Origin of the sequence: Pseudomonas sp. KBN10P06128 (genome assembly GCF_037574945.1) — a bacterium.
Classification (GTDB): Bacteria; Pseudomonadota; Gammaproteobacteria; order Pseudomonadales; family Pseudomonadaceae; genus Pseudomonas; species Pseudomonas aeruginosa.
In genome coordinates, this window is sequence record NZ_JBBELR010000001.1 from 2679291 (window position 1) to 2703751 (window position 24461).

The 24461-nt window shown below is 66.1% G+C and carries 18 protein-coding genes and 1 other RNA gene; 10 read left to right on the forward strand and 9 right to left on the reverse strand.

The window, feature by feature from the left end; all coding sequences use genetic code 11:
• Positions 1-48 precede the first annotated feature (48 nt).
• The 5 genes from guaD to alkB2 form a co-directional block, all read right to left on the reverse strand.
• Positions 49-1353 (reverse strand): guanine deaminase, encoded by a 1305-nt coding sequence (guaD, locus tag VQ065_RS12770; RefSeq protein ID WP_003087213.1) that lies wholly within the window; start codon positions 1351-1353, stop codon positions 49-51.
• A 69-nt stretch (positions 1354-1422) separates the two neighbouring features.
• Positions 1423-2262 carry a xanthine dehydrogenase accessory protein XdhC gene (gene xdhC / locus VQ065_RS12775; protein WP_003087215.1) on the reverse strand — a complete coding sequence of 280 codons (840 nt, stop codon included), beginning with the start codon at positions 2260-2262 and terminating at the stop codon, positions 1423-1425.
• Between the two features lie 26 nt (positions 2263-2288).
• Entirely contained in the window at positions 2289-4688 is a 2400-nt protein-coding gene (xdhB, locus tag VQ065_RS12780) for a xanthine dehydrogenase molybdopterin binding subunit (RefSeq protein ID WP_003087217.1), read from the reverse strand.
• Positions 4681-6135: a xanthine dehydrogenase small subunit gene (xdhA, locus tag VQ065_RS12785; RefSeq protein ID WP_003087219.1), complete on the reverse strand. Its 1455-nt coding sequence runs from the start codon at positions 6133-6135 to the stop codon at positions 4681-4683. The genes xdhB and xdhA overlap by 8 nt, the downstream gene beginning before the upstream one ends.
• Before the next feature lie 220 nt (positions 6136-6355).
• Entirely contained in the window at positions 6356-7489 is a 1134-nt protein-coding gene (gene alkB2, locus VQ065_RS12790) for an alkane 1-monooxygenase AlkB2 (protein WP_003087223.1), read from the reverse strand.
• Positions 7490-7669: 180 nt separating this feature from the next.
• On the opposite strand from alkB2, the gene VQ065_RS12795 reads away from it, so the two are divergent.
• The 6 genes from VQ065_RS12795 (at position 7670) to ffs (ending at position 15985) form a co-directional block, all read left to right on the forward strand.
• Positions 7670-8329 carry a GntR family transcriptional regulator gene (locus VQ065_RS12795; protein WP_003087224.1) on the forward strand — a complete coding sequence of 220 codons (660 nt, stop codon included), beginning with the start codon at positions 7670-7672 and terminating at the stop codon, positions 8327-8329.
• A 25-nt stretch (positions 8330-8354) separates the two neighbouring features.
• Positions 8355-11843, forward strand: coding sequence for a chromosome segregation protein SMC (gene smc, locus VQ065_RS12800; RefSeq protein WP_003087226.1), 3489 nt, complete (start codon positions 8355-8357; stop codon positions 11841-11843).
• A 165-nt stretch (positions 11844-12008) separates the two neighbouring features.
• The gene (gene zipA / locus VQ065_RS12805; protein WP_003087228.1) at positions 12009-12878 is read left to right on the forward strand and encodes a cell division protein ZipA; all 870 of its coding nucleotides are present in this window, start codon (positions 12009-12011) and stop codon (positions 12876-12878) included.
• A 92-nt stretch (positions 12879-12970) separates the two neighbouring features.
• Complete coding sequence (gene ligA, locus VQ065_RS12810; protein WP_003087229.1) at positions 12971-15355, forward strand: NAD-dependent DNA ligase LigA; 2385 nt, start codon at positions 12971-12973, stop codon at positions 15353-15355.
• A gap of 45 nt (positions 15356-15400) precedes the next feature.
• On the forward strand, positions 15401-15778 hold the full coding sequence (locus tag VQ065_RS12815; RefSeq protein ID WP_003083354.1) for a hypothetical protein: 378 nt from the start codon (positions 15401-15403) through the stop codon (positions 15776-15778).
• A gap of 110 nt (positions 15779-15888) precedes the next feature.
• An RNA gene (ffs, locus tag VQ065_RS12820) (signal recognition particle sRNA small type) lies at positions 15889-15985 on the forward strand.
• A gap of 46 nt (positions 15986-16031) precedes the next feature.
• On the opposite strand, the gene VQ065_RS12825 is transcribed toward ffs, so the two are convergent.
• On the reverse strand, positions 16032-16898 hold the full coding sequence (locus VQ065_RS12825; protein WP_023657576.1) for a substrate-binding periplasmic protein: 867 nt from the start codon (positions 16896-16898) through the stop codon (positions 16032-16034).
• A 36-nt stretch (positions 16899-16934) separates the two neighbouring features.
• Between VQ065_RS12825 and dnaX the strand changes: the two genes are divergently transcribed.
• The 4 genes from dnaX (at position 16935) to VQ065_RS12845 (ending at position 21346) form a co-directional block, all read left to right on the forward strand.
• The gene (gene dnaX, locus VQ065_RS12830) at positions 16935-19028 is read left to right on the forward strand and encodes a DNA polymerase III subunit gamma/tau (protein WP_031640169.1); all 2094 of its coding nucleotides are present in this window, start codon (positions 16935-16937) and stop codon (positions 19026-19028) included.
• Positions 19029-19073: 45 nt separating this feature from the next.
• The gene (locus VQ065_RS12835; protein WP_003087236.1) at positions 19074-19400 is read left to right on the forward strand and encodes a YbaB/EbfC family nucleoid-associated protein; all 327 of its coding nucleotides are present in this window, start codon (positions 19074-19076) and stop codon (positions 19398-19400) included.
• Between the two features lie 78 nt (positions 19401-19478).
• The gene (recR, locus tag VQ065_RS12840; RefSeq protein ID WP_003087237.1) at positions 19479-20075 is read left to right on the forward strand and encodes a recombination mediator RecR; all 597 of its coding nucleotides are present in this window, start codon (positions 19479-19481) and stop codon (positions 20073-20075) included.
• 122 nt (positions 20076-20197) lie between these two features.
• Positions 20198-21346, forward strand: coding sequence for an acyl-CoA dehydrogenase family protein (locus VQ065_RS12845; protein WP_003087244.1), 1149 nt, complete (start codon positions 20198-20200; stop codon positions 21344-21346).
• Between the two features lie 12 nt (positions 21347-21358).
• Here the strand turns inward: VQ065_RS12845 and VQ065_RS12850 are convergent, their stop codons facing one another.
• The 3 genes from VQ065_RS12850 to VQ065_RS12860 form a co-directional block, all read right to left on the reverse strand.
• Positions 21359-21898, reverse strand: a complete 540-nt coding sequence (locus VQ065_RS12850) for a CbrC family protein (RefSeq protein WP_003087245.1) — start codon at positions 21896-21898, stop codon at positions 21359-21361.
• Positions 21899-21971: 73 nt separating this feature from the next.
• The gene (locus VQ065_RS12855; protein ID WP_003087246.1) at positions 21972-22859 is read right to left on the reverse strand and encodes an SDR family NAD(P)-dependent oxidoreductase; all 888 of its coding nucleotides are present in this window, start codon (positions 22857-22859) and stop codon (positions 21972-21974) included.
• Positions 22856-24439 (reverse strand): flavin-containing monooxygenase, encoded by a 1584-nt coding sequence (locus VQ065_RS12860; RefSeq protein ID WP_003121915.1) that lies wholly within the window; start codon positions 24437-24439, stop codon positions 22856-22858. Before VQ065_RS12860 ends, VQ065_RS12855 begins: the two co-directional genes overlap by 4 nt.
• Positions 24440-24461: the final 22 nt, after the last annotated feature.

Sequence of the window (24461 nt, forward strand, 5' to 3'; positions counted from 1 at the left end):
AGCATGAAAAAGCCCCGCGATGCGGGGCTTTTTCGTTTCCGCCGGGAGTCAGTCGCGGCGATGCACCGAGCGACCGGCGGCGAAGGTTTCCTTCACCGTGCGGTCGTCGCCGAGGATGGTCAGCGCGAACAGCCGTTCGGCCAGGCTGCCGGCCTGGCTCAGGCGGTAGGAGAGCAGCGGGGTGGCGTGGTAGTCGAGGACCACGAAGTCCGCCTCGTTGCCGGTGGCGAAGCTGCCGATCCGGTCGTCCAGCTCCAGCGCGCGGGCGCCGCCGAGGGTGGCGAGGTAGAGCGACTTGAACGGATCGAGGCGGGCGCCCTGCAACTGCATGACCTTGTACGCCTCGTTCAGGGACTGCAGCTGGGAGAAGCTGGTGCCGGCGCCGACATCGGTGCCGAGGCCGACCTTGACCTTGTAGCGCTCCAGCTTCGGCAGGTCGAACAGACCGCTGCCGAGGAACAGGTTGGAGGTCGGGCAGAACGCCACTGCCGAGCCAGTCTCCGCCAGGCGCTGGCATTCGCCGTCGCACAGGTGCACGCCATGGGCGAACACCGAGCGCGGCCCGAGCAGGCCGTGGTGGTCGTAGACGTCCAGGTAGCCGCTGCGCTCGGGGAACAGCTCCTTCACCCACTCGATTTCCTTGAGGTTCTCCGACAGGTGGGTGTGCAGGTATACGCCGGGATGCTCGCGCAGCAGCCGCGCCGCCATGTCCAGCTGTTCCGCAGTGCTGGTCGGGGCGAAGCGCGGGGTCACTGCGTAGAGCAGACGGCCCTGGCCGTGCCAGCGCTCGATCAGCGCCTTGCTGTCGCGGTAGCTGCTCTCGGCGGTGTCGGTCAGGTAGTCCGGCGCGTTGCGGTCCATCATCACCTTGCCGGCGATCAGGCGCAGGTCCAGGCGCCGGGCGGCCTCGAACAGCGATTCCACCGATTGCCGGTGCACGCTGCCGAAGACCAGCGCGGTGGTGGTGCCGTTGCGCAGCAGTTCCTGCAGGAAGATCTCGGCGACCTGGTCGGCATGGGCCTGGTCACCGAATTGGCGCTCGGTGGGGAAGGTATAGGTGTTCAGCCAGTCCAGCAGTTGTTCGCCGTAGGAGGCGATCATCCCGGTCTGCGGGAAATGGATGTGGGTATCGATGAAGCCGGGGGTGATCAGCGCGTCGCGGTACTCGAAGACCTCGACCTCGCCGATCTCGCCGAGCAGGGTTTCGGCGTCACCGAGGCGAGCGACCTTGCCGTCCTCCACCAGCAACAGGCCGTCCTCGAAGTGTTCGTAGGAGCGTTCGACGCCGACCTCCGCGGGGTCGGCGATGCTGTGCAGGATGGCGGCGCGGTAGGCTTTGGCGTTGCGGGTCATGGCAGTCTCGAAAAAAGGTTCGTGGGAGGTCCGCCGCCTGGCGGCGGACGCGGGGGAGCGGGGGGCCGCTCAGGATTCATGGGCGCGGCGCGACTCCGGGGTCAGCCGGGTGACGCTCGACGGCCCCTGCTTGCGTTCCAGGCCGAAGGCGGCGTTGTAGGTGGCGATCACCTCGCCGGCGATGGAGATGGCGATCTCCGCCGGCAGCTTGCCTTTCACCTGATCCAGGCCCATCGGGCAGCGCATCCGTTGCAGGCGTTCGGCGTCGACGCCACGTTCGCGCAGGCGGTGCTCGAACTTGACGCGCTTGGTCTTCGAGCCGATCAGGCCGAAGTAGGCGAAGTCGTTGCGCGCCAGGATCGCCGCGGTAAGCTCCAGGTCCAGCGGGTGGTTGTGGGTCATGACGATGAAGTGGCTGCCGGGCGGCATCCGCTCGACCTCGTCGAGCACTTCGTCGTTCACCACTTTCTCCACGCCGTCGGGCAGGAGCGCGGGAAATTCGTGTTCCCGCGAATCGATCCAGCGCACCCGGCAGGGCAGGCTGGCGAGCAAGGGTACCAGGGCGCGACCGACGTGGCCCGCGCCGAACACGGCGATGTGTGCCTGCGGCTGGCCCATCGGCTCGAACAGCAGCACCGTGGCGCCGCCGCAGCACTGGCCGAGACTGGCGCCCAGGCTGAAGCGCTCCAGACGGGTGTCCTGGGTCCGCGCGGCGAGCATTTCCCGGGCAATGGCCTGGGCCCTGTATTCCAGGTGGCCGCCGCCGATGGTGTCGTAGAGCCGCTCGGCGCTGACCACCATCTTCGAGCCGGCGTTGCGCGGGGTCGAGCCGCGCTCCTCGATGATGGTCACCAGGACGCAAGGTTCGCCGCTACGCTGCAACTCGGCCAGGGCGCTGATCCAGTTCATCTCGTCATCCTCCCGATCGCGGCGGTTCAGGCCGGCTCGACCGCGGCGTCCGCCGCTTGCGCCTGGGCGGTCTTCAACCGGCGCATCTGTTCCACGCCCCAGAGCACCCGCTCGGGCGTCGCCGGCGCGTCGATGGCGGGTTGCGCGCGGTAGTCGGCGAGGCTGGCCACGGCGTCCTTGATCGCGCACCAGACCGAGATGCCGAGCATGAACGGCGGCTCGCCCACGGCCTTGGAATGGAACACGGTCTGCTCCGGATTCTTGCGGTTCTCCAGCAGTTTCACCCGCAGGTCCAGCGGCATGTCGGCGACGGCGGGAATCTTGTAGCTGGCCGGGCCGCTGGTCATCAGCTTGCCCTTGGCGTTCCAGACCAGTTCCTCCATGGTCAGCCAGCCCATGCCCTGGACGAAGCCGCCTTCAACCTGGCCGATGTCGATGGCCGGGTTCAGCGAGTCGCCGACGTCATGCAGGATGTCGGTGCGCAGCATGCGGTATTCGCCGGTGAGGGTGTCGACTATCACCTCCGAGCAGGCGGCGCCGTAGGCGAAATAATAGAAGGGCCGGCCACGGGCCTGTTCGCGGTCGTAGAAGATCTTCGGCGTGCGGTAGAAGCCGGTGCTGGACAACGAGACCTGGCCGAAGTAGGCCTGCTGGACCAGTTCCTCGAACGGCAGGATCAGCTCCCGGATACGCACCTGGTTGTTGCGGAACTCGACGTCTTCCTCGCTGACCTTCCAGTGCCGCGCGGCGAACTCCACCAGGCGCCGCTTGATGGTTTCGGCGGCATTCTGCGCGGCCTTGCCGTTCAGGTCGGTGCCCGAGGAGGCGGCGGTGGGCGAGGTGTTGGGCACCTTGTCGGTATTGGTGGCGGTGATCTGGATGCGCTCCACGTCGACCTGGAAGACCTCGGCGACCACCTGGGCGACCTTGGTGTTGAGGCCCTGGCCCATTTCGGTGCCGCCATGGTTCAGGTGGATGCTGCCGTCGGTATAGATGTGGATCAGCGCACCTGCCTGGTTGAGGAAGGTCGCGGTGAACGAAATGCCGAACTTCACCGGGGTCAGCGCCAGGCCTTTCTTCAGGACCGGGCTGGCGGCATTGAACGCACGGATTTCCTCGCGGCGGCGGGCGTACTCGCTGCTCGCTTCCAGCTCGGCAGTCATCTCCGCCAGCAGGTTGTGCTCGACGGTCTGGTGGTAATGGGTGACGTTGCGCTCGTCCTTGCCGTAGTAGTTGAGCTTGCGCACCTCCAGCGGATCCTTGCCCAGGCTGCGGGCCACGGCGTCCATGATCTCCTCGATGGCGACCATTCCCTGGGGCCCGCCGAAACCGCGGTAGGCGGTGTTCGAGGCGGTGTTGGTCTTGCAACGGTGGCCGTTGATGGTGGCGTTGCCGAGGAAGTAGGCGTTGTCCGAGTGGAACATGGCGCGGTCGACGATCGAGCCGGAGAGGTCCGGCGAATAGCCGCAATTGCCGGCCAGGTCGATCTGGATGCCGTGCAGGCGGCCATCGTCGTCGAAGCCGACGTCGTATTCGACGTAGAACGGGTGACGCTTGCCGGTGATCTGCATGTCCTCCATGCGCGGCAGGCGCATCTTCGCCGGACGCCCGGTGTGGTAGGCGACCACCGCGCACAGGCAGGCCGGCGCCGCGGCCTGGGTTTCCTTGCCGCCGAAGCCGCCGCCCATGCGGCGCATGTCGATGACGATGCGGTTGAAGGAAACCCCGAGGACCTCGGCCACCAGCTTCTGCACTTCGGTGGGGTTCTGCGTCGAGCAATAGACGATCATGCCGCCGTCTTCGCTGGGCATTACCGAGGAAATCTGCGTCTCCAGGTAGAAATGCTCCTGGCCGCCGATGTGCAGCGTGCCTTGCAGGCGATGCGGCGCGCCGGCCAGCGCGGCGGCGGAATCGCCGATGCGGTGCTGGTGGCTGTCGAGGACGAAATGGCGCTTGCGCAGGGCCTCGACCACGTCGAGCACCGGTTCCAGGTCTTCGTACTCGACGATCGCCGCCATGGCCGCCTTGCGCGCGGTTTCCAGGCTGTCGGCGGCGACCGCCAGGACCATCTGTCCGACATACTCCACCTTGCCATCGGCCAGCAGCGGGTCGCCGGCCACCACCGGGCCGATGTCCAGCTGGCCGGGAACGTCGGCGGCGGTGAGGGCGATGGCGACGCCGGGGAACTGGTAGCAGGGCGTCACGTCGAGGCGGGTGATGCGGGCGTGGGCGCGCTCGCTCAGGCGCGCATAGACGTGCAACTGGTTGGGAAACTCCAGGCGATCGTCGATGTAGATCGCCTCGCCGCTGACGTGCTTGGGGGCGCTTTCGTGCTTGACGCTGCGGCCGACTCCGGTGGTCAGCTCGGCGCGGAACAGGTCGGCCAGCTCTTCCTGGCTCTTGTGTGGCTTGCGATGGTTAGACATAGGCGGTCACCCGGGTTTCGACGGCGGGAGCGTGCAGCTCCAGGAAGCATTTGCGCAGCAGGTTCTGCGCGGTCAGCAGGCGATATTCCTTGCTCGCGCGGAAGTCGCTGAGCGGGGTGAAGTCGTTCGCCAGGGCGGCGGCGGCGCGTTCGAAGCTGGCGGCTTCCAGGCGCGCGCCTTGCAGCGCCGCTTCGCAGGCGGCGGCGCGCTTGGGAATCGCCGCCATGCCGCCGAAGGCGACCCTGGCGCGGGCGATCCGGCCATCTTCCAGGTCGAGGCTGATGGCGGCGCAGACCGCGGAAATATCGTCGTCGATGCGCTTGGAGACCTTGTAGGCCTTGAACGCCTGGCTGGGCCGGGCACGCGGGACGAGGATCTTCTCGATGAACTCGCCTTCTTCGCGGGCGGTGACCTTGTAGTCGAGGAAGTACTCCTCCAGCGGCAGCTCGCGGCGCCGTTCGCCGCGGCGCAGGACGATCTTCGCGCCGAGGGCGATCAGCAGCGGCGGGGCGTCGCCGATCGGCGAGGCGTTGCCGATATTGCCGCCGAGGGTGCCCTGGTTGCGGATCTGCAGGGACGCGAAACGCTGCAGCAATTCGCCGAAGTCCGGGTAGTCCGCGGCCAGCGCCTGGTAGCAGTCGGTCAGCGGGGTGGCGGCGCCGATTTCCAGGCAGTTGACGCCCACTTCGATGCGTTTCATTTCGCGGATGTGGCCGACATAGATCATCACCGGCAGTTCGCGATGGAACTGGGTGACCTCCAGCGCCAGGTCGGTGCCGCCGGCCAGCAGGCGTGCCTGCGGATTGGCGCCGTAGAGGTCGGCCAGGTCGGCGACGGTGAGTGGCAGCAGGCAGCGCCGGTCACCGCTGTTCAGCTCGGCGGTTTCGCGCGGAGCGATGGCGCGCAATTGCTCGATGGTGGCGGCTTCCCGGGCGTCGAACTGGTCTGCGCGCTTGTGGCAGCAGGCCTGCTCGGCGGCGTCGAGGATCGGCCGGTAGCCGGTGCAGCGGCAGAGGTTGCCGGCGAGCGCCTCGTGGGCCTTGGCCGGATCGGCGCCGGCGCTGTTCTTCTGCAGGGCGAACAGCGACATGACGAAACCCGGCGTGCAGAACCCGCACTGCGAGCCATGGCAGTCGACCATCGCCTGCTGCACGTCGTGCAGGCGGTCCTGGTGCTTGAGGTCCTCGACGGTGATCAATTGCTTGCCGTGAAGGGCGGAAACGAAGGTCAGGCAGGAGTTCAGGCTGCGATAGCGGATGCGTTCGGCACCATCCTCGCCGGTGACCAGTTCGCCGACCACCACGGTGCAGGCGCCGCAATCGCCGGAGGCGCAGCCTTCCTTGGTGCCGGTCTTGCCGAGGTGCCGGCGCAGGTAGTCGAGGACGGTGAGGTTGGGGTCCAGGCGTTCTTCGACGCGGATCTCCCGGTTGAGCAGGAACCTGATCAAGGCGTGCCTCCAGGCGGGTTCTTGTTATTGAATTCTAGGCCTTGCAGGAGAACCGGCCGGAGTGGGGCGGTTTCCGCACAGGGCTCCACGGTAGGAGCTATGGAGGCGAATCTAGAAAAAACTGACTTTTGAGTCAAATAATTTTTTGACCTGTAGGTCAGTCAGTTTCCCCATAAACGAAAACGGCACCCGAAGGTGCCGTTTCCCAGGGGCGGGACGCTCAGATGCGCTGGGTGTCGGTAAGCTGGTATTCCTCGCCGGCATAGTAGGCGCGCACCTTCGGGTCCATCACCGCGCGCCAGAGCGGCGGGAACAGGGCGAGGACGATCATCCCGGCGTAGCCGTTGGGCAGTTGCGGGCTGCTGTCGTAGTGGCGCAGCACCTGGTAGCGGCGCTTGGCGTAGGCATGGTGGTCGGAATGGCGCTGCAGGTGGAAAAGGAACAGGTTGGTCAGGAGGAAATTGCTGTTCCACGAGTGTTCCGGCGTGGTGCGTTCGTAGCGGCCGTTGTCCAGACGCCGCCGATGCAGGCCGTAGTGCTCGACGTAGTTGACGATCTCCAGCAGGGTGAAGGCCATCACCGACTGGCCGAGGAAGAAGATCGCTCCCAGCCAGCCGAAGGCCAGGCTGAAGCCGAGTAGGAAGAGGGCGCTGATGGCGTACCACCAGATCAGCTCGTTGCGCCAGTGCAGGGCCGGCAGGCCCTTGCGCTTCAGGCGCTCGGCCTCCAGGCGCCAGGCGTTGAGGAAGTTGTGCTTGTAGGCGTGCGGGAGGAACGAGTAGAGGCTCTGGCCGTAGCGCGAGGACGAGGCATCTTCCGGGGTCGAGACGTGTACATGGTGGCCGCGCACGTGTTCGACCTTGAAGCCGGCATAGCACACCGCTGCCAGCAGCAGGCCACCGGCGTTCTGTTCCAGTTGCGGGTCCTTGTGGATCAGTTCGTGGGAGACGGTGATGCCGATGGCGCCCATCACGGTGCCCACCGACAGGATCCAGCCCAGTTGGCCGACCCAGTCCCAGCGGGTCTCGTGGGCGAGGATCCAGCCGGACCAGACGAGCATGCCCAGCAACAACGGGACGGTGGCCAGGGACAGCATGCGGTAGTAGCCCTGCGCTTCCATCTCCGGCACTTCGCTGGCTTCCTCGGGGTTGGCCGGATCGCGGCCGACGATGGCATCGAGGATCGGGATCAGCCCGAACACCACGCTGATCACCAGCCAGGGCCAGGCGTTGGGATAGTCGCTACCGAGCGACCACCAGTAGCTGAGCGGAATGCCGAGCACCGCGATCAGCCAGATCCAGTAGCCGTACTTTTTCAGACGCAGCATCCAGGCAGAGGAAAGCGAGGCAAACATGGGAAGTCCTCGTATTTATCTTGTTAGATTGTCTGACAATTGTCCTCCCTTGGCCGGCCTGCCCCATCCCAACCTTCGTTCTGTCCGCCGCTTCGCCGGGAAGCCGGCGGGGTAACGCCCTGTGTTACACTTCCCATCCATATACCCCCGGAAAACGCGCCCCTGGATAAAAGGATCACCATGACGTTCAAGGCCCCGGACAGCCTGGCAGAGCAGATCGCCCACCACCTCGCGGAACGCATCATCCGGGGAGAACTCAAGGAACGGGAACGTATCCAGGAGCAGAAGGTCACCCAGACCCTCAACGTCAGTCGCGGCTCGGTCCGCGAGGCGCTGCTGATTCTCGAACGCCGCCACCTGGTGAACATCCTGCCGCGCCGCGGCGCCCAGGTGTCCGAACTGTCCCCGCAACATGTGGAAAGCCTCTACGCGCTGATCGTGCAGCTCTACATCCTGCTGGCGGAAAGCGTCGCCCGGCGCTGGCGCAGCGAAGCCGAGCTGGCACCGTTCCTGGCCATCCAGCAGCGCCTGCTGAACAACCTGGCGCAAAGCGATATCGACGGCTTCGTCGAGGCCAGCTTCGACATCATGCGCGCGGCCTTTCCTTTCGCGAACAATCCCTACCTGCAGGAGACTGTCGAAAACCTGCTGCCGGCGGTGAGTCGCGCCTACCACCTGGCGCTGGAGCGGCGCAAGGCGGAAATGAACCAGTTCCTCGGCAGTTTCGCCCAGCTCCTGCAAGCGGTGATCGCCCGTGACGAGGCGAGGATCCGCGAGGTCCTGCTGGAATACGGCCGCCACAACTGCCAGCTGGTGCTGGCCGCGCTCGCCGAACGCTGATGGCGACCCTGGCGGGAGCGCACGCATGCGCCTGAAGAGCATCAAGCTGGCGGGGTTCAAGTCCTTCGTCGATCCGACCACGGTGAACTTCCCCAGCAACATGGCGGCAGTGGTAGGGCCGAACGGCTGCGGCAAGTCGAACATCATCGACGCGGTGCGCTGGGTGATGGGCGAAAGCTCGGCGAAGAACCTGCGCGGCGAGTCGATGACCGATGTCATCTTCAACGGCTCGAATACCCGCAAGCCGGTGAGCCAGGCGAGCATCGAGCTGATCTTCGACAACGCCGAGACCACACTGGTGGGCGAATACGCCCAGTACGCCGAGATATCCATTCGCCGGCGGGTCTCGCGGGATGGGCAGAACACCTATTTTCTCAACGGCACCAAGTGCCGGCGGCGCGACATCACCGACATCTTCCTCGGCACCGGCCTGGGGCCGCGCAGCTACTCGATCATCGAACAGGGCATGATCTCCAAGCTGATCGAGGCGCGTCCGGAAGACCTGCGCAACTTCATCGAGGAAGCCGCGGGCATTTCCAAGTACAAGGAGCGCCGCCGCGAAACCGAAAGCCGCATCCGTCGGACCCAGGAAAACCTGGCACGCCTCACCGACCTGCGCGAAGAGCTGGGGCGGCAACTGGAACGCCTGCACCGGCAGGCCCAGTCGGCGGAAAAATACCAGGAGCACAAGGCCGAGGAGCGCCAGCTCAAGGCCCAGCTGGGTGCCGTGCGCTGGCGCGACCTGAACGAGCAGGTCGGTCAGCGCGAGCGGGTCATCGGCGACCAGGAGATCGCCTTCGAGGCCCTGGTGGCCGAGCAGCGTGGTGCCGATGCCGGCATCGAACGGCTGCGCGACGGCCATCACGAGTTGTCCGAACGCTTCAACCAGGTGCAGGCGCGCTTCTATTCGGTCGGCGGCGACATCGCCCGGGTCGAGCAGAGCATCCAGCATGGCCAGCAGCGCCAGCGCCAGTTGCAGGACGACTTGCGCGAAGCCGAACGGACCCGCCAGGAAACCGAATCGCACCTCGGGCACGACCGTACCTTGCTCGCGACCCTGGCCGAGGAAATGGCCATGCTCGCACCGGAACAGGAACTCAGCGCGGCCGCCGCGGAAGAAGCGGGCATCGCCCTGGAACAGGCCGAGCAGGGCATGCAGGCCTGGCAGCAGCAGTGGGATGCCTTCAACCAGCAGAGCGCCGAACCCCGCCGCCAGGCCGAGGTGCAGCAGTCGCGCATCCAGCATCTGGAGCAGAGCCTGGAGCGCCTGCAGGATCGCGAGCGGCGCCTGCAGGAGGAGCGTGGCCAGTTGGCGGCCGACCCCGAGGACGCGGCGATCCTCGAACTCAACGAACAGGTGGCGATCGCCGAACTGGCCCTGGAAGAACTGCAATTGCAGGAGCAGGGCCAAGCCGAGCGACTCGAACAATTGCGCCAGGAATTGCAGCAGCTGGCCGCCGAACAGCACCAGGCGCAGGGCGAGTTGCAGCGCCTGAACGGGCGCATCGCTTCGCTGGAGGCCCTGCAGCAGGCCGCTCTCGACCCCGGACAGGGCGCCTTGGAGTGGTTGCGCGAGCAGGGCCTGGAACAACGTCCGCGCCTCGCCGAAGGCTTGCGTGTCGAGCCGGGTTGGGAGCTGGCGGTGGAGACCGTGCTCGGCGCGGATCTGCAGGCGGTCTTGCTGGACGGCTTCGACGGGCTCGCCCTGGCCGGCTTCGGCAAGGGCGAGCTGCGCCTGCTCAGCCCCGCTCGCGGAGCCGCGACGGCGGCCGGTTCGCTGCTGGACAAGGTCCGCGCCGACGCCGACCTGAGTCCCTGGCTGGCCCGGGTGAAACCGGTGGAGACCCTGGAACAGGCGCTCGCCCAGCGCGGCGCCCTGGACGACGGCGAGAGCCTGATCAGCCGCGATGGCTACTGGGTCGGCCGGCACTTCCTGCGGGTCCGGCGCAGCGACGAGGCCCAGGGCGGCATGCTCGCCCGCGCCCAGGAACTGGAGGCGTTGCAGGAACGGCGCGAGGTCCTGGAAACCCGCGTCGCCGAGGGCGAGGAGCGTCTGGTTGCGGCCCGCGACGAGCAGCGCGAGCTGGAAGGCGCGCGCGAGCAGGTGCGGCGCCAGGTCCAGGAGGAGGGCCGCCGGCACGGCGAGCTGAAGGCGCAGTTGTCCGCGCAGCAGGCCAAGGTCGAGCAACTGGTACTGCGTCGCCGCCGTCTCGACGAAGAAGTGGCGGAACTGGCCGAGCAGCGCGCGCTGGAACAGGAGCAACTGAGCGAGGCGCGCCTGACCCTGCAGGAAGCGCTGGATAGCATGGCGCTGGACACCGAGCGCCGGGAAACCCTGCTGGCGGAGCGTGACGCCCTGCGCGAACGGCTCGACCGGATTCGCCAGGATGCCCGTACCCACAAGGACCATGCGCACCAACTGGCGGTGCGGGTCGGCTCGCTGAGGGCGCAGCACAATTCCACCCAGCAGGCTCTGGAGCGCCTCGACCAGCAGTCGGCGCGCCTCAACGAGCGTTGCGAACAGCTCAACCTCAATCTGGAGGAGGGTGCGGCGCCGCTGGAAGAGCTGCGCATGAAGCTCGAGGAGTTGCTGGAGCGACGGATGGCCGTCGAGGACGAACTCAAGCAGGCGCGGCTGGCCCTGGAAGACGCCGATCGCGAACTGCGCGAGGTGGAGAAGCGCCGCGGCCAGGCCGAGCAGCAATCGCAACTGCTGCGTGGCCAGCTGGAGCAGCAGCGCCTGGAGTGGCAGGGGCTGGTGGTGCGGCGCAAGGCCTTGCAGGAGCAGCTCGCCGAAGACGGCTACGACCTGCACACGGTACTGGCCAACCTGCCCCTGGATGCCAGCGAACGCGAATGGGAGGAGCGTCTCGAGAGTCTCGCGGCGCGCATCCAGCGTCTGGGGCCGATCAACCTGGCGGCGATCGAGGAGTACCAGCAGCAGTCCGAGCGCAAGCGCTACCTGGACTCGCAGAACGACGACCTGGCCGAAGCGCTGGAGACGCTGGAAAACGTCATCCGCAAGATCGACCGGGAAACCCGCAATCGCTTCAAGGAAACCTTCGACCAGATCAATGCTGGCCTTCAGGCATTGTTCCCGAAGGTATTCGGCGGCGGTACGGCATATCTGGAACTTACCGGCGAAGATCTACTCGATACCGGTGTGGCGATCATGGCGCGTCCGCCGGGCAAGAAGAACAGCACCATCCACTTGTTGTCCGGCGGGGAAAAGGCGCTGACCGCGCTGGCGCTGGTATTCGCCATCTTCCAGTTGAACCCGGCGCCGTTCTGCATGCTCGACGAAGTCGATGCGCCATTGGACGATGCCAACGTCGGACGTTATGCGCGATTGGTGAAGGAGATGTCGGAAAAGGTGCAGTTCATCTATATCACCCACAACAAGATCGCCATGGAAATGGCCGATCAGTTGATGGGCGTGACCATGCATGAGCCGGGCTGTTCACGGCTTGTTGCAGTTGACGTGGAAGAGGCGGTCGCATTGGCTGAAGCCTGAGTGTCAGGCAGTGTAAACTTGTGCATGGGCATGTTAGTTTAATGGCCACTTTTTGTATCGCGTGGGAAAGTTCTGTCAGAACAAGGTTGGCTCCACGTTTCAAGGGACGGGACGTCCTTTTTTCATTTTTTTATTCACCATTTTCACTAGGGGCTACGGAATTACATGGATATCGGTCTGCGCGAATGGCTTATCGTTATCGGGCTTATCGTGATCGCCGGCATTCTCTTCGACGGTTGGCGGCGGATGCGGGGCGGCAAGGGCAAGTTGAAGTTCAAGCTCGACCGCAGTTTCGCCAATCTGCCGGACGACGACGGCGACTCGGCTGAACTGCTGGGGCCGGCGCGGGTGGTCGAGCACCGCGAGCCATCCTTCGACGAACAGGACCTGCCCAGCGTCAGCGCCCGCGAAGCCAAGGAGCGCAAGGGCGGCAAGCGCCAGGAAGAGCCGCGCCAGGGCGATCTGGACCTCGACGAGGGGCTGGCCCTGGAGGCGGACCCGAGCGATGCCGCCGAGCCGGTGGAGCCACGCAAGGGCAAGTCGAAGGGGCGCAAGGAGAAAGAGCGGGAGAAAGCCCCTGCGGTCGCTGCCGAACCTGCTCCGGTCGACGAGGTGCTGATCATCAACGTCATCGCCCGCGACGAAAGCGGCTTCAAGGGGCCGGCCTTGCTGCAGAACATCCTCGAGAGCGGCCTGCGCTTCGGCGACATGGACATCTTCCATCGCCACGAAAGCATGGCCGGCAATGGCGAGATCCTGTTCTCCATGGCCAATGCGGTGAAACCGGGCACTTTCGACCTGGACGACATCGACAACTTCAGCACCCGCGCCGTGAGCTTCTTCCTCGGCCTGCCGGGGCCGCGCCATCCGAAGCAGGCCTTCGACGTGATGGTCGCCGCCGCGCGCAAGCTGGCCCACGAGCTGAACGGCGAGCTGAAGGACGAGCAGCGCAGCGTGCTGACCGCCCAGACCATCGAGCACTACCGCCAGCGCATCATCGACCATGAGCGCCGCAGCTTGATGCAGAAGCGCTGATCCGGCCACAGCCCCTTTCTTCGTGCGGGAGAGGGGGCGAACTACTCTATAGAGCAGCCGAGGCTGCTCTTTTCGTTTCACGGACTCCCACCATGACCGACACCCAGGCTGCCGCCGAACGCATCGCGCAACTGCGAACCGAACTGGACACCCACAACTACCGTTACTACGTGCTCGACGAACCGAGCATTCCCGACGCCGAATACGATCGCCTGTTCCGCGAGTTGCAGGCGCTGGAGACCGAGTACCCGCAACTGCTGACGCCCGACTCGCCGACCCAGCGGGTCAGCGGCACGCCGGCCTCGGCGTTCGGCGAAGTGCGCCATGAGATCCCCATGCTCAGCCTCGGCAACGCCTTCGAGGAGCAGGACCTGCTGGACTTCGACCGCCGCGTACGCGAAGGACTGGCCGACCTGTTGCCTGGCGGCGACCTGCTCGGCGGTGGCGCGGAGGTCGAGTACAGTTGCGAGCCGAAGCTGGACGGCCTGGCCGTCAGCCTGCTCTACGAACGCGGCCAGTTGGTGCGCGGCGCCACCCGCGGCGATGGCAGCACCGGCGAGGACATCACCAGCAACGTACGCACCATTCGCAACGTACCGCTGAAGCTGCACGGCGAAGGCTGGCCGGAGATCCTCGAAGTGCGCGGCGAGGTGTTCATGTCCAAGGCCGGTTTCGAGGCGCTCAACGCCAAGGCCGTGGAAACCGGCGGCAAGACCTTCGCCAACCCGCGCAACGCGGCGGCCGGCAGCCTGCGCCAGCTGGATTCGAAGATCACCGCCAGTCGCCCGCTGGAGTTCTGTGCCTACGGCTTCGGCCAGGTCAGCGGGACGCTGTCGGACACCCAGGTGGGCATCCTTGAGGCGTTCCGCGGCTGGGGTATCCCCATCAGTCGCGAGCTGCGCCTGGTCAAGGGCGCCCAGGCCTGCCGCGACTACTACGACGACATCGGTCGCCGACGCGATGCGCTGGCCTACGAGATCGACGGCGTGGTGTTCAAGGTCAACCGCATCGCCTTCCAGCGCGAACTGGGCTTCCGCGCGCGCGAGCCGCGTTGGGCGATCGCCCACAAGTTCCCCGCGCGCGAGGAGTTGACCGAGCTGCTGGGTGTCGAGTTCCAGGTCGGCCGCACCGGCGCCGTGACCCCGGTGGCACGCCTCAAGCCGGTGCAGGTGGCCGGCGTCACGGTGTCCAATGCGACCCTGCACAACATGGATGAAGTCGCCCGCCTGGGCCTGCGCATCGGCGATACGGTGGTGATCCGCCGTGCTGGCGATGTGATTCCGCAGGTCATGCAGGTGGTGCTCGAGCGCCGCCCGGCGGATGCGCAGGCTATCGAGGTGCCCGAGCATTGCCCGGTCTGCGGCTCGGCCGTGGAGCGGACCCAGTTGGTCAAGCGCAGCAAGGGCAAGGAGTCGATCAGCGAGGGCGCCATCTATCGCTGCGTCGGCCGCCTCTCCTGTCAGGCGCAGTTGAAGCAGGCGATCATCCATTTCGTATCGCGCCGGGCAATGGACATCGACGGTCTTGGCGACAAGATCGTCGAGCAACTGGTGGATCGCGGGCTGGTCGCCTCGCCGGCGGATCTCTATACCCTGACCTATGAACAGGTGTTCGAGCTGGAAGGGTTCGCCGAGCTGTCCACCAACAACCTGCTGGCGGCCATCGCCGACAGCCGCAAGCCTTCGCTGGCGCGCTTCATCTTCGCCCTGGGGATTCCCGACGTCGGCGAGGAAACCGCCAAGCTGCTGGCGCGTTCGCTGGGTTCGCTCGAGCGGATCGGCAAGGCGCTGCCGGAAGTGTTGACCTACCTGCCGGACGTCGGCGCCGAGGTGGCCTACGAGATCCACAACTTCTTCGCCGACGAGCACAACCGCCAGGTGATCGCCCAGTTGCGCGATGCCGAACATGGCGTGCAGTTGCAGGAAGAGGGCGAGGTCGCCGCGGAGTTCGCCGCTTGTGCCTCGCTGGCCGGTTTCATCGACAAGCTGAACATTCCCTTCATCGCCGCCACCGGCGCGGAAAAGCTGGCCAGCCGCTTCGGTTCGCTCGACGGCATCATCCGCGCCGACTGGCTCGATCTACGCCAGGTGGAGCGTCTGCCCGAGCGAGCGGCGAAAAGCCTGCGCGATTTCTTCGACGAGCCGGCCAACGTGCAGCGTGCCCTGGCCATCGAGGCGCAGTTGCGTGAGTTCGGCATGCATTGGCAGAGCGAGCGCAAGGCGGTCGAAGGCCTGCCTCTGGCCGGGCAGATCTGGGTGCTGACCGGCACCTTGGAGGCGATGAGCCGGGACGTGGCCAAGGACAAGCTGGAAGGGCTCGGCGCCAAGGTGGCCGGCTCGGTGTCGGCCAAGACCCACTGCGTGGTCGCCGGGCCCGGCGCCGGCTCGAAGCTGGCCAAGGCCAACGAGCTGGGCGTGAAGGTGCTCGACGAAGACGGCCTGCTGAAACTGTTCGACGAGCACGGCGTCGCCCGCTGAAGCGGCGGCGCTGCTGCGAAAGATTTCCGAAGACTGGAGTGAACGATGGACAAGGCAAGAAAGCAGCGGTTGCTGGGCGTGCTCGCATTGGTGGTGCTGTTCGGCGCCTACGTGGGTTGGAGCGAGCGGCCGCGCATCCTGCTGCATTACAGTGGCCAGGCTTCGGCGCCGATCGCCTACAGCTACAAGGAGCAGGGTGTGGAAACCTTCTCCGGGGAGATCCGGCCCGGCCAGGTCCGCGAGTTTCCGGTGAAGCTGTTCGGCGGCAGCGATTACCGGATCGCCTTCTCCTTCCATCGCGGTGAGGAGAAGTATGCGTCGTTCAGCACCAAGCCGGGCTGGGGCACCCTGGACCTGTATGTCGATACCGAGCTGAGCGTATCGACCCAGCCGCCGCCGGAGGGTCTGATCCAGCAGCAATGAACCGCTTTCGCGAAATGGATTGCAAACGTAAGTGCTTGAAGTGGTTGTAACTTACGCGCAAGCCGGTAGAATGGCGCGGCCTACCCGAGGGTAGGCTGCAATGGTGGCCCTGTCGGTCCCCCCGCAACGATTACCCGTCAACCTGGTCAGGTCCGGAAGGAAGCAGCCACAGCGGGAACATCGTGTGCCGGGGTGTGGCTGGCGGGGCCGCCTCCATTTCAGGCCCGCCATTTTTCGCAGGCCGTCGACGCTCTCATCGGTAGCGCTGCAGTATCTCCTCGATCTCTCCGCTGCGCTTCATTTCCTCGAACGTCTTCAGTATCGCTTCCACCGGAACCTCCGCGGAATCCCGCACCAGGCAGCTCACCGCCGTTTCCTCGAGCTGCGCGGCTTCCTGGAGTGGCGGCTGCCCCGGCGCCTGGCGGTTGCTCCAGTGCAGCGACAGTTGATGGCTGACCGCGTAGCGGTAGCGGCCGGCGCGCAGCTTTTCCAGCACCAGATCCTGGGTGCGCGCATCGTCGCGGCGCAGTCGGCCGATGTCGAACAGCGCTTGCAAGCGCGGATAGCTGTAGCCAAGGACGGTACCGATACGCTGGGCCGGCAGCGCCTCGGGAATCGGCGCGAAGCCTTCGCGGGCGACCAGGATGTCGCGTTGCACCAGCAGCGCGACGCTCCAGCGATAGCCGGGGAAGTCGTGGCTGAGCCAGGCGGGGCTGATGTAGCAGCGGACATCGATTTCGCCAGCGTTCATCGCCTGCTCGATGCGCCCGCGCGGGTAGGGGTGGTAGAGCGCCTTGCGGCCGACCTGCCGGGCAAGGGAGCGGGTGATGTCGTAGACGATGCCGTCGATCGGCTGGCCCCGTTGCAGGCGGACCAACGGCATGCTCCAGCTTTCCATCACCGAGAAGCGCAATGGCGTCGCGTCGGTCTCCGCGGCCGTCGCTGGCAGGGCCGCGAGCAACTGCAGCAGGAGCAGCGCCGGTGCGCCGAAATGAGGCATGAACGATGTCAGGGAAGGTAGAGTCATTGCCACCGACGAGGGCTGCTGAAGGGCCAGGGGAATTCTTAGCACGCAGTTTGCCAAGTCGGCGAGCGCAGAAGGGGTAAATTGCGCTAGCATTGGCCGACTTGTGCTTCCCTTCTGCGACGGTTTTCGATGAGTTATCAAGTTCTTGCGCGTAAATGGCGTCCCCGTTCCTTCCGTGAAATGGTCGGCCAGACCCATGTGCTCAAGGCTCTGATCAACGCCCTGGACAATCAGCGGCTGCACCATGCCTACCTGTTCACCGGTACCCGCGGGGTCGGCAAGACCACCATCGCGCGGATCCTGGCCAAGTGCCTGAACTGCGAGACCGGGGTCAGCTCCACGCCGTGCGGCGAATGCTCGGTCTGTCGCGAAATCGACGAAGGCCGCTTCGTCGACCTGATCGAAGTGGACGCCGCGAGCCGGACCAAGGTCGAGGATACCCGCGAGCTGCTCGACAACGTGCAGTACTCGCCGACCCGCGGCCGCTACAAGGTCTACCTGATCGACGAAGTGCACATGCTCTCGTCGCACAGTTTCAATGCGCTGCTCAAGACCCTCGAGGAGCCGCCGCCGCACGTCAAGTTCCTGCTGGCCACCACCGACCCGCAGAAGTTGCCGGTGACCATCCTCTCGCGCTGTCTGCAGTTCTCCCTGAAGAACATGCCGCCGGAGCGGGTGGTCGAGCACCTGACCCACGTGCTCGGAGCCGAGAACGTGCCCTTCGAGGATGACGCCCTGTGGTTGCTCGGGCGCGCCGCCGACGGCTCGATGCGTGACGCCATGAGCCTGACCGACCAGGCCATCGCCTTCGGCGAGGGCAAGGTGCTGGCCGCAGACGTGCGGGCGATGCTCGGTACCCTCGATCACGGCCAGGTCTATGGCGTGCTCCAGGCCTTGCTGGAGGGCGATGCGCGCGCCCTGCTCGAAGCGGTGCGCCACCTGGCCGAGCAGGGGCCGGACTGGGGCGGCGTGCTTGCCGAAATACTCAACGTGCTGCACCGCGTCGCGATCGCCCAGGCCCTGCCGGAAGCGATCGACAATGGCCAGGGCGACCGCGAGCGGGTGCTGGCCCTGGCCCAGGCGTTGCCGGCGGAAGACGTACAGTTCTATTACCAGATGGGCCTGATCGGCCGTCGCGACCTGCCGCTGGCGCCCGATCCGCGTAGCGGCTTCGAGATGGTGTTGCTGCGGATGCTCGCGTTCCGCCCGGCGGACGCCGACGGCGCGCCGAGGACGCCGCTAAAGGACCTGGGGATCAGCAAGGCCACGACTGATCCCGCCAACTCCCCCGTGGCCGGCGCGGCCTCGCCTGCGCCGGTCGCTGCCGTTGCTGCCGCGCCTGTCGTGGCTGCGCCCGTCGAAGCCCCGGCTGCCCCGCCGGCAGCGCCATCCGCGCCGCCGGCGGCGGTCGAGGTGCGCGTCGCGGAAGCGGTTGTCGAAGAGCCCGCCGCCGCGGCAGAGGTCGTCGACTTGCCCTGGGAAGAGCCGGCTCCGAGCCTCGCTGCCGAGCCCGAGCCCGAGCCCGAGCCCGAGCCCGAGCCCGAGCCCGAGCCCGAGCCCGAGCCCGAGCCCGAGCCCGAGCCGCTAGCCGTGGAGGCTCCCTCGGTCCCTCCGGCAGTGGCGGTCGAGGCGGTGGTGGAAACCGTTCTGGAAGCCCTGCCGGCTGCGTTGCCGGTAGCACCTGACGAGCAGGACGAGCAGGACGATGAGCCACCGCCCGCGGACGACTACTACGAAGTCGACATGGATACCCTGGCCTACCTGGATGCCGCGCCCGAGCCTGACGTGGTCGTGGTGGAGGAGCCGCTGCCGGCGGCGAAGCCGGCCACCGGCCTGGCCGCGGAGTGGCTGGAGCTGTTCCCGCGGCTCGGCCTCGGCGGCCTGACCGCGAGCATCGCTGCCAACTGTACGCTGGTAGCTGCCGACGGCGACCACTGGCATCTGCATCTCGATCCGGGCCAGAGCGCGCTGTTCAACGCCACCCAGCAGCGGCGGCTGAACGATGCGCTGAACCAGCACCTGGGGCGCACCCTCAAACTGGAGGTGACCCTGCAGAAGCCTGAGCAGGAGACCCCGGCCCAGGCAGCGGCACGCCGGCGTGCCGAGCGCCAGCGGGCGGCCGAGGCATCGATCGATGCCGACCCGTTGGTCCGGCAGTTGCGCGAGCAGTTCGCCGCGGTGGTCCGTGACGGTACCATCGAACCTTTGGAAGCCAAGGCCTGACCGGCGCTTGGCGCACGCAACAAGACGACATTCGAGGTGAAGAACATGATGAAAGGTGGCATGGCCGGCCTGATGAAGCAGGCGCAGCAGATGCAGGAAAAGATGCAGAAGATGCAGGAAGAGCTGGCCAACGCCGAAGTGACCGGGCAATCCGGCGCCGGTCTGGTCAGCGTGGTGATGACCGGGCGCCACGACGTCAAGCGCGTCAGCCTGGACGACAGCCTGATGCAGGAAGACAAGGAAATCCTCGAAGACCTGATCGCCGCCGCGGTCAACGATGCGGTGCGCAAGATCGAGCAGAACAACCAGGAAAAGATGTCCGGCTTCACCTCGGGCATGCAACTGCCGCCCGGCTTCAAGATGCCCTTCTGATTCTGCGTTCGTGCCGGGTCCGCCTTCTTAGGACGGCGCCCGGCAGCCATTCCCCTCCCTCTATCCGACGAGTCCTGCATGAGTTTCAGCCCGCTGATCCGCCAACTGATCGAGTCCCTGCGCATTCTTCCCGGTGTCGGGCAGAAGTCGGCCCAGCGCATGGCGCTGATGCTGCTGGAGCGCGATCGCAGCGGCGGCCTGAAGCTGGCCCAGGCGTTGACCGCCGCGATGGAAGGGGTCGGTCATTGCCGGCAGTGCCGTACCCTCAGCGAGGAGGAGCTGTGCCCGCAGTGCGCCGACCCGCGACGCGACGACTCGCTGCTCTGCGTGGTGGAAGGCCCTCTGGACGTATTCGCGGTGGAGCAGACCGGCTACCGCGGCCGCTATTTCGTGCTCAAGGGACACCTGTCGCCGCTCGACGGCCTGGGGCCGGAGGCGATCGGCATTCCCGAACTGGAAGCGCGGATCAGGGACGGAGCCTTCAGCGAGGTGATCCTCGCCACCAACCCCACCGTGGAAGGCGAGGCCACCGCCCACTATATCGCCCAGCTACTGGCCGGCCGCGGCCTGACCTTGTCGCGTATCGCCCATGGCGTGCCGCTGGGTGGCGAGCTGGAGCTGGTCGATGGCGGCACCTTGGCCCACGCCCTGGCCGGACGGCGGCCGATCTCCTGAGCTCTGTGCCTCCCGTGTCCGTAGGAAGGGCGGCCTATACGCCCTCGCCGATGGCCAGTTTCCCGTATTGAAAACCAAGCAAGCGCTAGGTAAGTTCTGAGGCTCCCATCAGGAGCCCGGCCATGACTGACTTCCAGCAGTACTTCGACGAGTCCCATCAACTGATCCGGGATTCGGTGCGCCGTTTCGTCGAGCGCGAGGTGTTGCCGCACATCGATGAATGGGAGGAGGCCGAGGAATTTCCCCGTGAACTCTATCTCAAGGCCGGCGCGGCCGGGATCCTCGGCATCGGCTACCCGGAAGCCTACGGCGGCAGTTGCGAAGGCGATCTGTTCGCCAAGGTGGCGGCCAGCGAAGAGCTCATGCGCTGCGGTTCCGGCGGCTTGGTCGCCGGGTTGGGATCGCTGGATATCGGCTTGCCTCCGGTGGTCAAGTGGGCCCGTCCCGAGGTGCGCGAGCGGGTGGTGCCGGCGGTGCTGCGCGGCGAGAAGATCATGGCCCTGGCGGTCACCGAGCCCTCTGGCGGCTCCGACGTGGCCAACCTGAAGACCCGTGCGGTGCGCGATGGCGATCATTATCGCGTCAGCGGCAGCAAGACCTTCATCACCAGCGGCGTGCGCGCGGACTACTACACGGTGGCGGTGCGTACCGGCGGCGAGGGTTTCGCCGGCATCAGCCTGCTGCTGGTGGAGAAGGGCACTGCCGGGTTCAATGTCGGCCGCAAGCTGAAGAAGATGGGCTGGTGGGCGTCGGATACCGCCGAACTGTTCTTCGACGACTGCCGGGTGCCTGCGGAAAACCTCATCGGCGTGGAGAATGCCGGCTTCGCCTGCATCATGGCCAATTTCCAGAGCGAGCGCCTGGCCCTGGCGGTGATGGCCAACATGACCGCGCAACTGGCTCTGGAGGAGTCGCTGCGCTGGGCGCGCGAGCGAGAAGCGTTCGGCAAGCCGATCGGCAAGTTCCAGGTGCTGCGCCATCGTCTCGCGGAAATGGCCACGCAACTGGAGGTTTCCCGGGAGTTCACCTATCGCCAGGCAGCGAAGATGGCTGTCGGCAAGAGCGTGATCAAGGAGATATCGATGGCCAAGAACTTCGCTACCGATGTCGCCGATCGCCTGACCTATGATGCCGTGCAGGTGCTCGGCGGCATGGGCTACATGCGCGAAAGCCTGGTGGAGCGGCTGTATCGCGACAACCGGATTCTCTCCATCGGCGGCGGTTCGCGGGAAATCATGAACGAGATCATCGGCAAGCAGATGGGGTTGTAGGGCCGCGTTCTATCAGGTGAAGTCCAGGTCGTAATGCGCCTGGCCACAGTGCAGGCAGTCGAAGCGGTAGATGGCCGGATTGCCGCCGGGCGTATAGGCGTCGACGAGGCGTTGCCAGGTGATAGCCGGCCAGGCGAAATCGGCGAAGCGCTGCGCCAGGCCCTCGGCTCCCAGTTGCCCGATTTCCTCACGCCCCGCGTCGCCGCGAAAGGCGCAGGCATCTTCGCAGCAAACCAGCCAGCGCTCCTGCTGCCAGGAGGTGTAGCCGGGCGTGCGCTCGCAGACTTCGGTGACGATATCCGCGGCGACGCCGGCGTCGAGCAGCGGATAGTCGTCGGAAAAGCTCGCTTCGTAGCGCGCGGCCGCGCTGCCGTCGGCTATGCACCAGGGGCAAAGGCTGCCGGGCGGCAACTCGTGGCGGGAATAGGGCGAACCGGTGTAGACGTAGCCACGAGCCTTGCCACAGCACTGGCAGGTGGTGGCGGAAGCCTCGATGCTGCCGCTGGCGAGCGGTTCGGGATGGTAGCGGAAGAGAGGAAGGGGAGGGTTCATGACGGCCGTACCCTGGAGACTGGCCGTCGAGTATGACGTGCCGGGCAGCCTAGCGGCTACCCGGCGGGCCTGTTCACTCGCTGGCTTCGCGGGCGCCCTGGGGGCTCTTCGGGCGCGGCGCGAAGCGCGCTGCCAGGCGCATGCTGGCGGTGACCACACGCTGGTAGAGCACTGGCGCCAGGCGTAGCATCACGTCGATCGCGTGGGCGTCGGCGCCGATCAGGATGCGCCGGCTGTCGCGCTGCACGCCGCGCAGGATGACCTGGGCGGCCTTCTCCGGGGTGGTCCGCAGCAACTGGTCGTTGAATTGCTGGCGAGCCTTGTCGGCAGCCTGGCCGGTGACCTTGGCCATGCTCTCGTTCATTCTCGCGGTCTTGGCGATGTTGGTCTTGATCCCGCCGGGATGCACGCAACTGGCGGAGACGCCGGAGTCCTCCATGTCCAGTTCCTGGCGCAACGACTCGGTGAAGCCACGCACCGCGTACTTGGTGGCGTTGTAGGCGCTCATGCCGGGCTGGGCGAACAGCCCGAAGACGCTGGAGACATTGACCACGTGGCCGTTGCCGGAGGCCTTCAGGTGCGGAAGGAACGCCTTGGTGCCGTTCACCACGCCCCAGAAGTTGATGTTCATGATCCACTCGTATTCCGAGTAGTCGCTGCCTTCCACGGTACCGGCGTGGGCGACGCCCGCGTTGTTGAAGATCAGGTTCACCCGGCCATGTTCGCTGGCCGCCTTGTCGGCCCAGGCCTGCACCTGCTCGCGGTCGGCCACGTCGACGACCGCGGTGGAGACGCGTACCCCGCTGCTGGCGAGCAATTGGCGGGTCTCCTCGAGAGCTGCGGCATTGACGTCGGCCAGGGCCAGGTGACAACCCTGCCTGCCCAGCTCCACGGCCAGGGCGCGACCGATGCCCGAGCCTGCGCCGGTGATGGCGGCGACTTTGTTTTCGAACGACTTCATGCGGGTACCCCTTCGGCCTGTTGGCGGGCTTCGTTGCTCAGGGCGGCGAGCGGTGTCGTGGTGAGGTGGTAGGCGGAGGCGTCGAACTGCCGGGTCAGGGCACGGAAGCGCCAGGTGAATCCCGGCCACAGGGTGCAGTTGCGGCCGCTGACCGGATGCAGGTACCAGCTCTTGCAACCGCCCACGCTCCAGACGCTGCGGTCCAGCTTGCGCTGGAGGTATTCGTTGTAGCGTTCCTGCACCGGGGCCTTGACCTCGAGACTGAGCAGTTCGCGGCGCTTCATCAGCTTCAGCGCATCGAGGACGTAGGCGATCTGCGACTCGATCATGTAGACCATCGAGTTGTGGCCGAGGCCGGTGTTCGGTCCCATCAGGAAGAACAGATTGGGGAAGCCGGCGGTGGTAGTGCCCTTGTAGGCTTCCGGGCCCTTGGTCCAGCTGTCCAGCAGGTCGCGGCCGTCGCGACCGAAGACCACTCCGCGGGGGATAGGGTCGTTGGCGGTGAAGCCGGTACCGAAGATGATCGCGTCGACCTCGCGTTCCCGGCCGTTGCCGTCGACGATTCCGTTGGCGGTGACGGCGCGGATGCCTTCGGTGATCACCGTGGAGTTGGCGGCAGCCAGGGCCGGGTAGTAGTTGTGCGACATGAGGATGCGCTTGCAGCCGATGGTGTAGTCCGGCGTGACCTTGCGGCGCAGTTCCGGATCCTTGATCTGCTTGTGGATGTGGCGGATCGCCAGGCGCTGCACCAGCTTCATCACCTGCGGGGCGAAGGTGAAGCCCAGCACCCGCCCTTCGAGCAGGCTGTAGAGGCCGCCGCGCCAGAGCTTCTGCACCAGCGGGAAGCGCCGGAAGCGGCGGCGCTCGGTTTCGCTGATTGCCCGGTCGGGTTTGGGCAGGATCCATGGCGGAGTGCGCTGGTAGAGATCGAGCGCGGCCACCAGCGGCTGGATCTCCGGGACGAACTGGATCGCCGAGGCGCCGGTGCCGATCACCGCCACTCGCTTGCCCTTGAGGTCGTAGTCATGGTCCCACTGCTGGGAATGGAAGACCTTGCCCTGGAAGTTCTCCAGGCCATCGAGGCGTGGATAGGCCGGGGTGGACAGGCCGCCCATGCCGGAAACCACGGCGTTCGCGGTGTAATGGTTGCCCTGGGCGTCATGCAGGTGCCAGAGGCTTTGCCGCTCGTCCCAGGCCAGCTTGCCGATCTCGGTGTTCAGCAGGGTCTTTTCCTGCAAGCGGTATTTTTCCCAGCACTTCTCCAGATAGGCGCGGATTTCCGGCTGGCGGGCGAACATCCGCGTCCACTCCGGGTTCGCTTCGAAGGAGAAGGAATAGACGTGGGATTGCACGTCGCAGGCGCAGCCAGGGTAGTTGTTGACTCTCCAGGTGCCGCCGACGCCGGCGTCCTTTTCGAAGATCAGGAAGTCGTCCTCGCCTTCCTGGCGGAGACGGATCGCCATCCCCAGCCCGGAGAAACCGGTGCCGATGATGGCGACCTTGCAGTGCCGGGCGGCGGCAGGGGTGGGTTGGGTACTCATGGCCAAGCTCCTGTTATGATTGTTTGCTGGCGTATACACTCGTCTACCTGCGAATGTAGAC

What these genes read in the sequence shown, in the direction of transcription:
- zipA (WP_003087228.1), top strand. Translation starts at nt 12,009, where the DNA reads ATGGATATCGGTCTGCGCGAATGGCTTATCGTTATCGGGCTTATCGTG.
- VQ065_RS12835 (WP_003087236.1), top strand. Translation starts at nt 19,074, where the DNA reads ATGATGAAAGGTGGCATGGCCGGCCTGATGAAGCAGGCGCAGCAGATG.
- xdhC (WP_003087215.1), bottom strand. Translation starts at nt 2,262, where the DNA reads ATGAACTGGATCAGCGCCCTGGCCGAGTTGCAGCGTAGCGGCGAACCT.
- ligA (WP_003087229.1), top strand. Translation starts at nt 12,971, where the DNA reads ATGACCGACACCCAGGCTGCCGCCGAACGCATCGCGCAACTGCGAACC.
- recR (WP_003087237.1), top strand. Translation starts at nt 19,479, where the DNA reads ATGAGTTTCAGCCCGCTGATCCGCCAACTGATCGAGTCCCTGCGCATT.
- alkB2 (WP_003087223.1), bottom strand. Translation starts at nt 7,489, where the DNA reads ATGTTTGCCTCGCTTTCCTCTGCCTGGATGCTGCGTCTGAAAAAGTAC.
- smc (WP_003087226.1), top strand. Translation starts at nt 8,355, where the DNA reads ATGCGCCTGAAGAGCATCAAGCTGGCGGGGTTCAAGTCCTTCGTCGAT.
- VQ065_RS12850 (WP_003087245.1), bottom strand. Translation starts at nt 21,898, where the DNA reads ATGAACCCTCCCCTTCCTCTCTTCCGCTACCATCCCGAACCGCTCGCC.
- dnaX (WP_031640169.1), top strand. Translation starts at nt 16,935, where the DNA reads ATGAGTTATCAAGTTCTTGCGCGTAAATGGCGTCCCCGTTCCTTCCGT.
- VQ065_RS12795 (WP_003087224.1), top strand. Translation starts at nt 7,670, where the DNA reads ATGACGTTCAAGGCCCCGGACAGCCTGGCAGAGCAGATCGCCCACCAC.
- guaD (WP_003087213.1), bottom strand. Translation starts at nt 1,353, where the DNA reads ATGACCCGCAACGCCAAAGCCTACCGCGCCGCCATCCTGCACAGCATC.
- VQ065_RS12825 (WP_023657576.1), bottom strand. Translation starts at nt 16,898, where the DNA reads ATGCTAGCGCAATTTACCCCTTCTGCGCTCGCCGACTTGGCAAACTGC.
- VQ065_RS12845 (WP_003087244.1), top strand. Translation starts at nt 20,198, where the DNA reads ATGACTGACTTCCAGCAGTACTTCGACGAGTCCCATCAACTGATCCGG.
- xdhB (WP_003087217.1), bottom strand. Translation starts at nt 4,688, where the DNA reads ATGTCTAACCATCGCAAGCCACACAAGAGCCAGGAAGAGCTGGCCGAC.
- VQ065_RS12855 (WP_003087246.1), bottom strand. Translation starts at nt 22,859, where the DNA reads ATGAAGTCGTTCGAAAACAAAGTCGCCGCCATCACCGGCGCAGGCTCG.
- VQ065_RS12815 (WP_003083354.1), top strand. Translation starts at nt 15,401, where the DNA reads ATGGACAAGGCAAGAAAGCAGCGGTTGCTGGGCGTGCTCGCATTGGTG.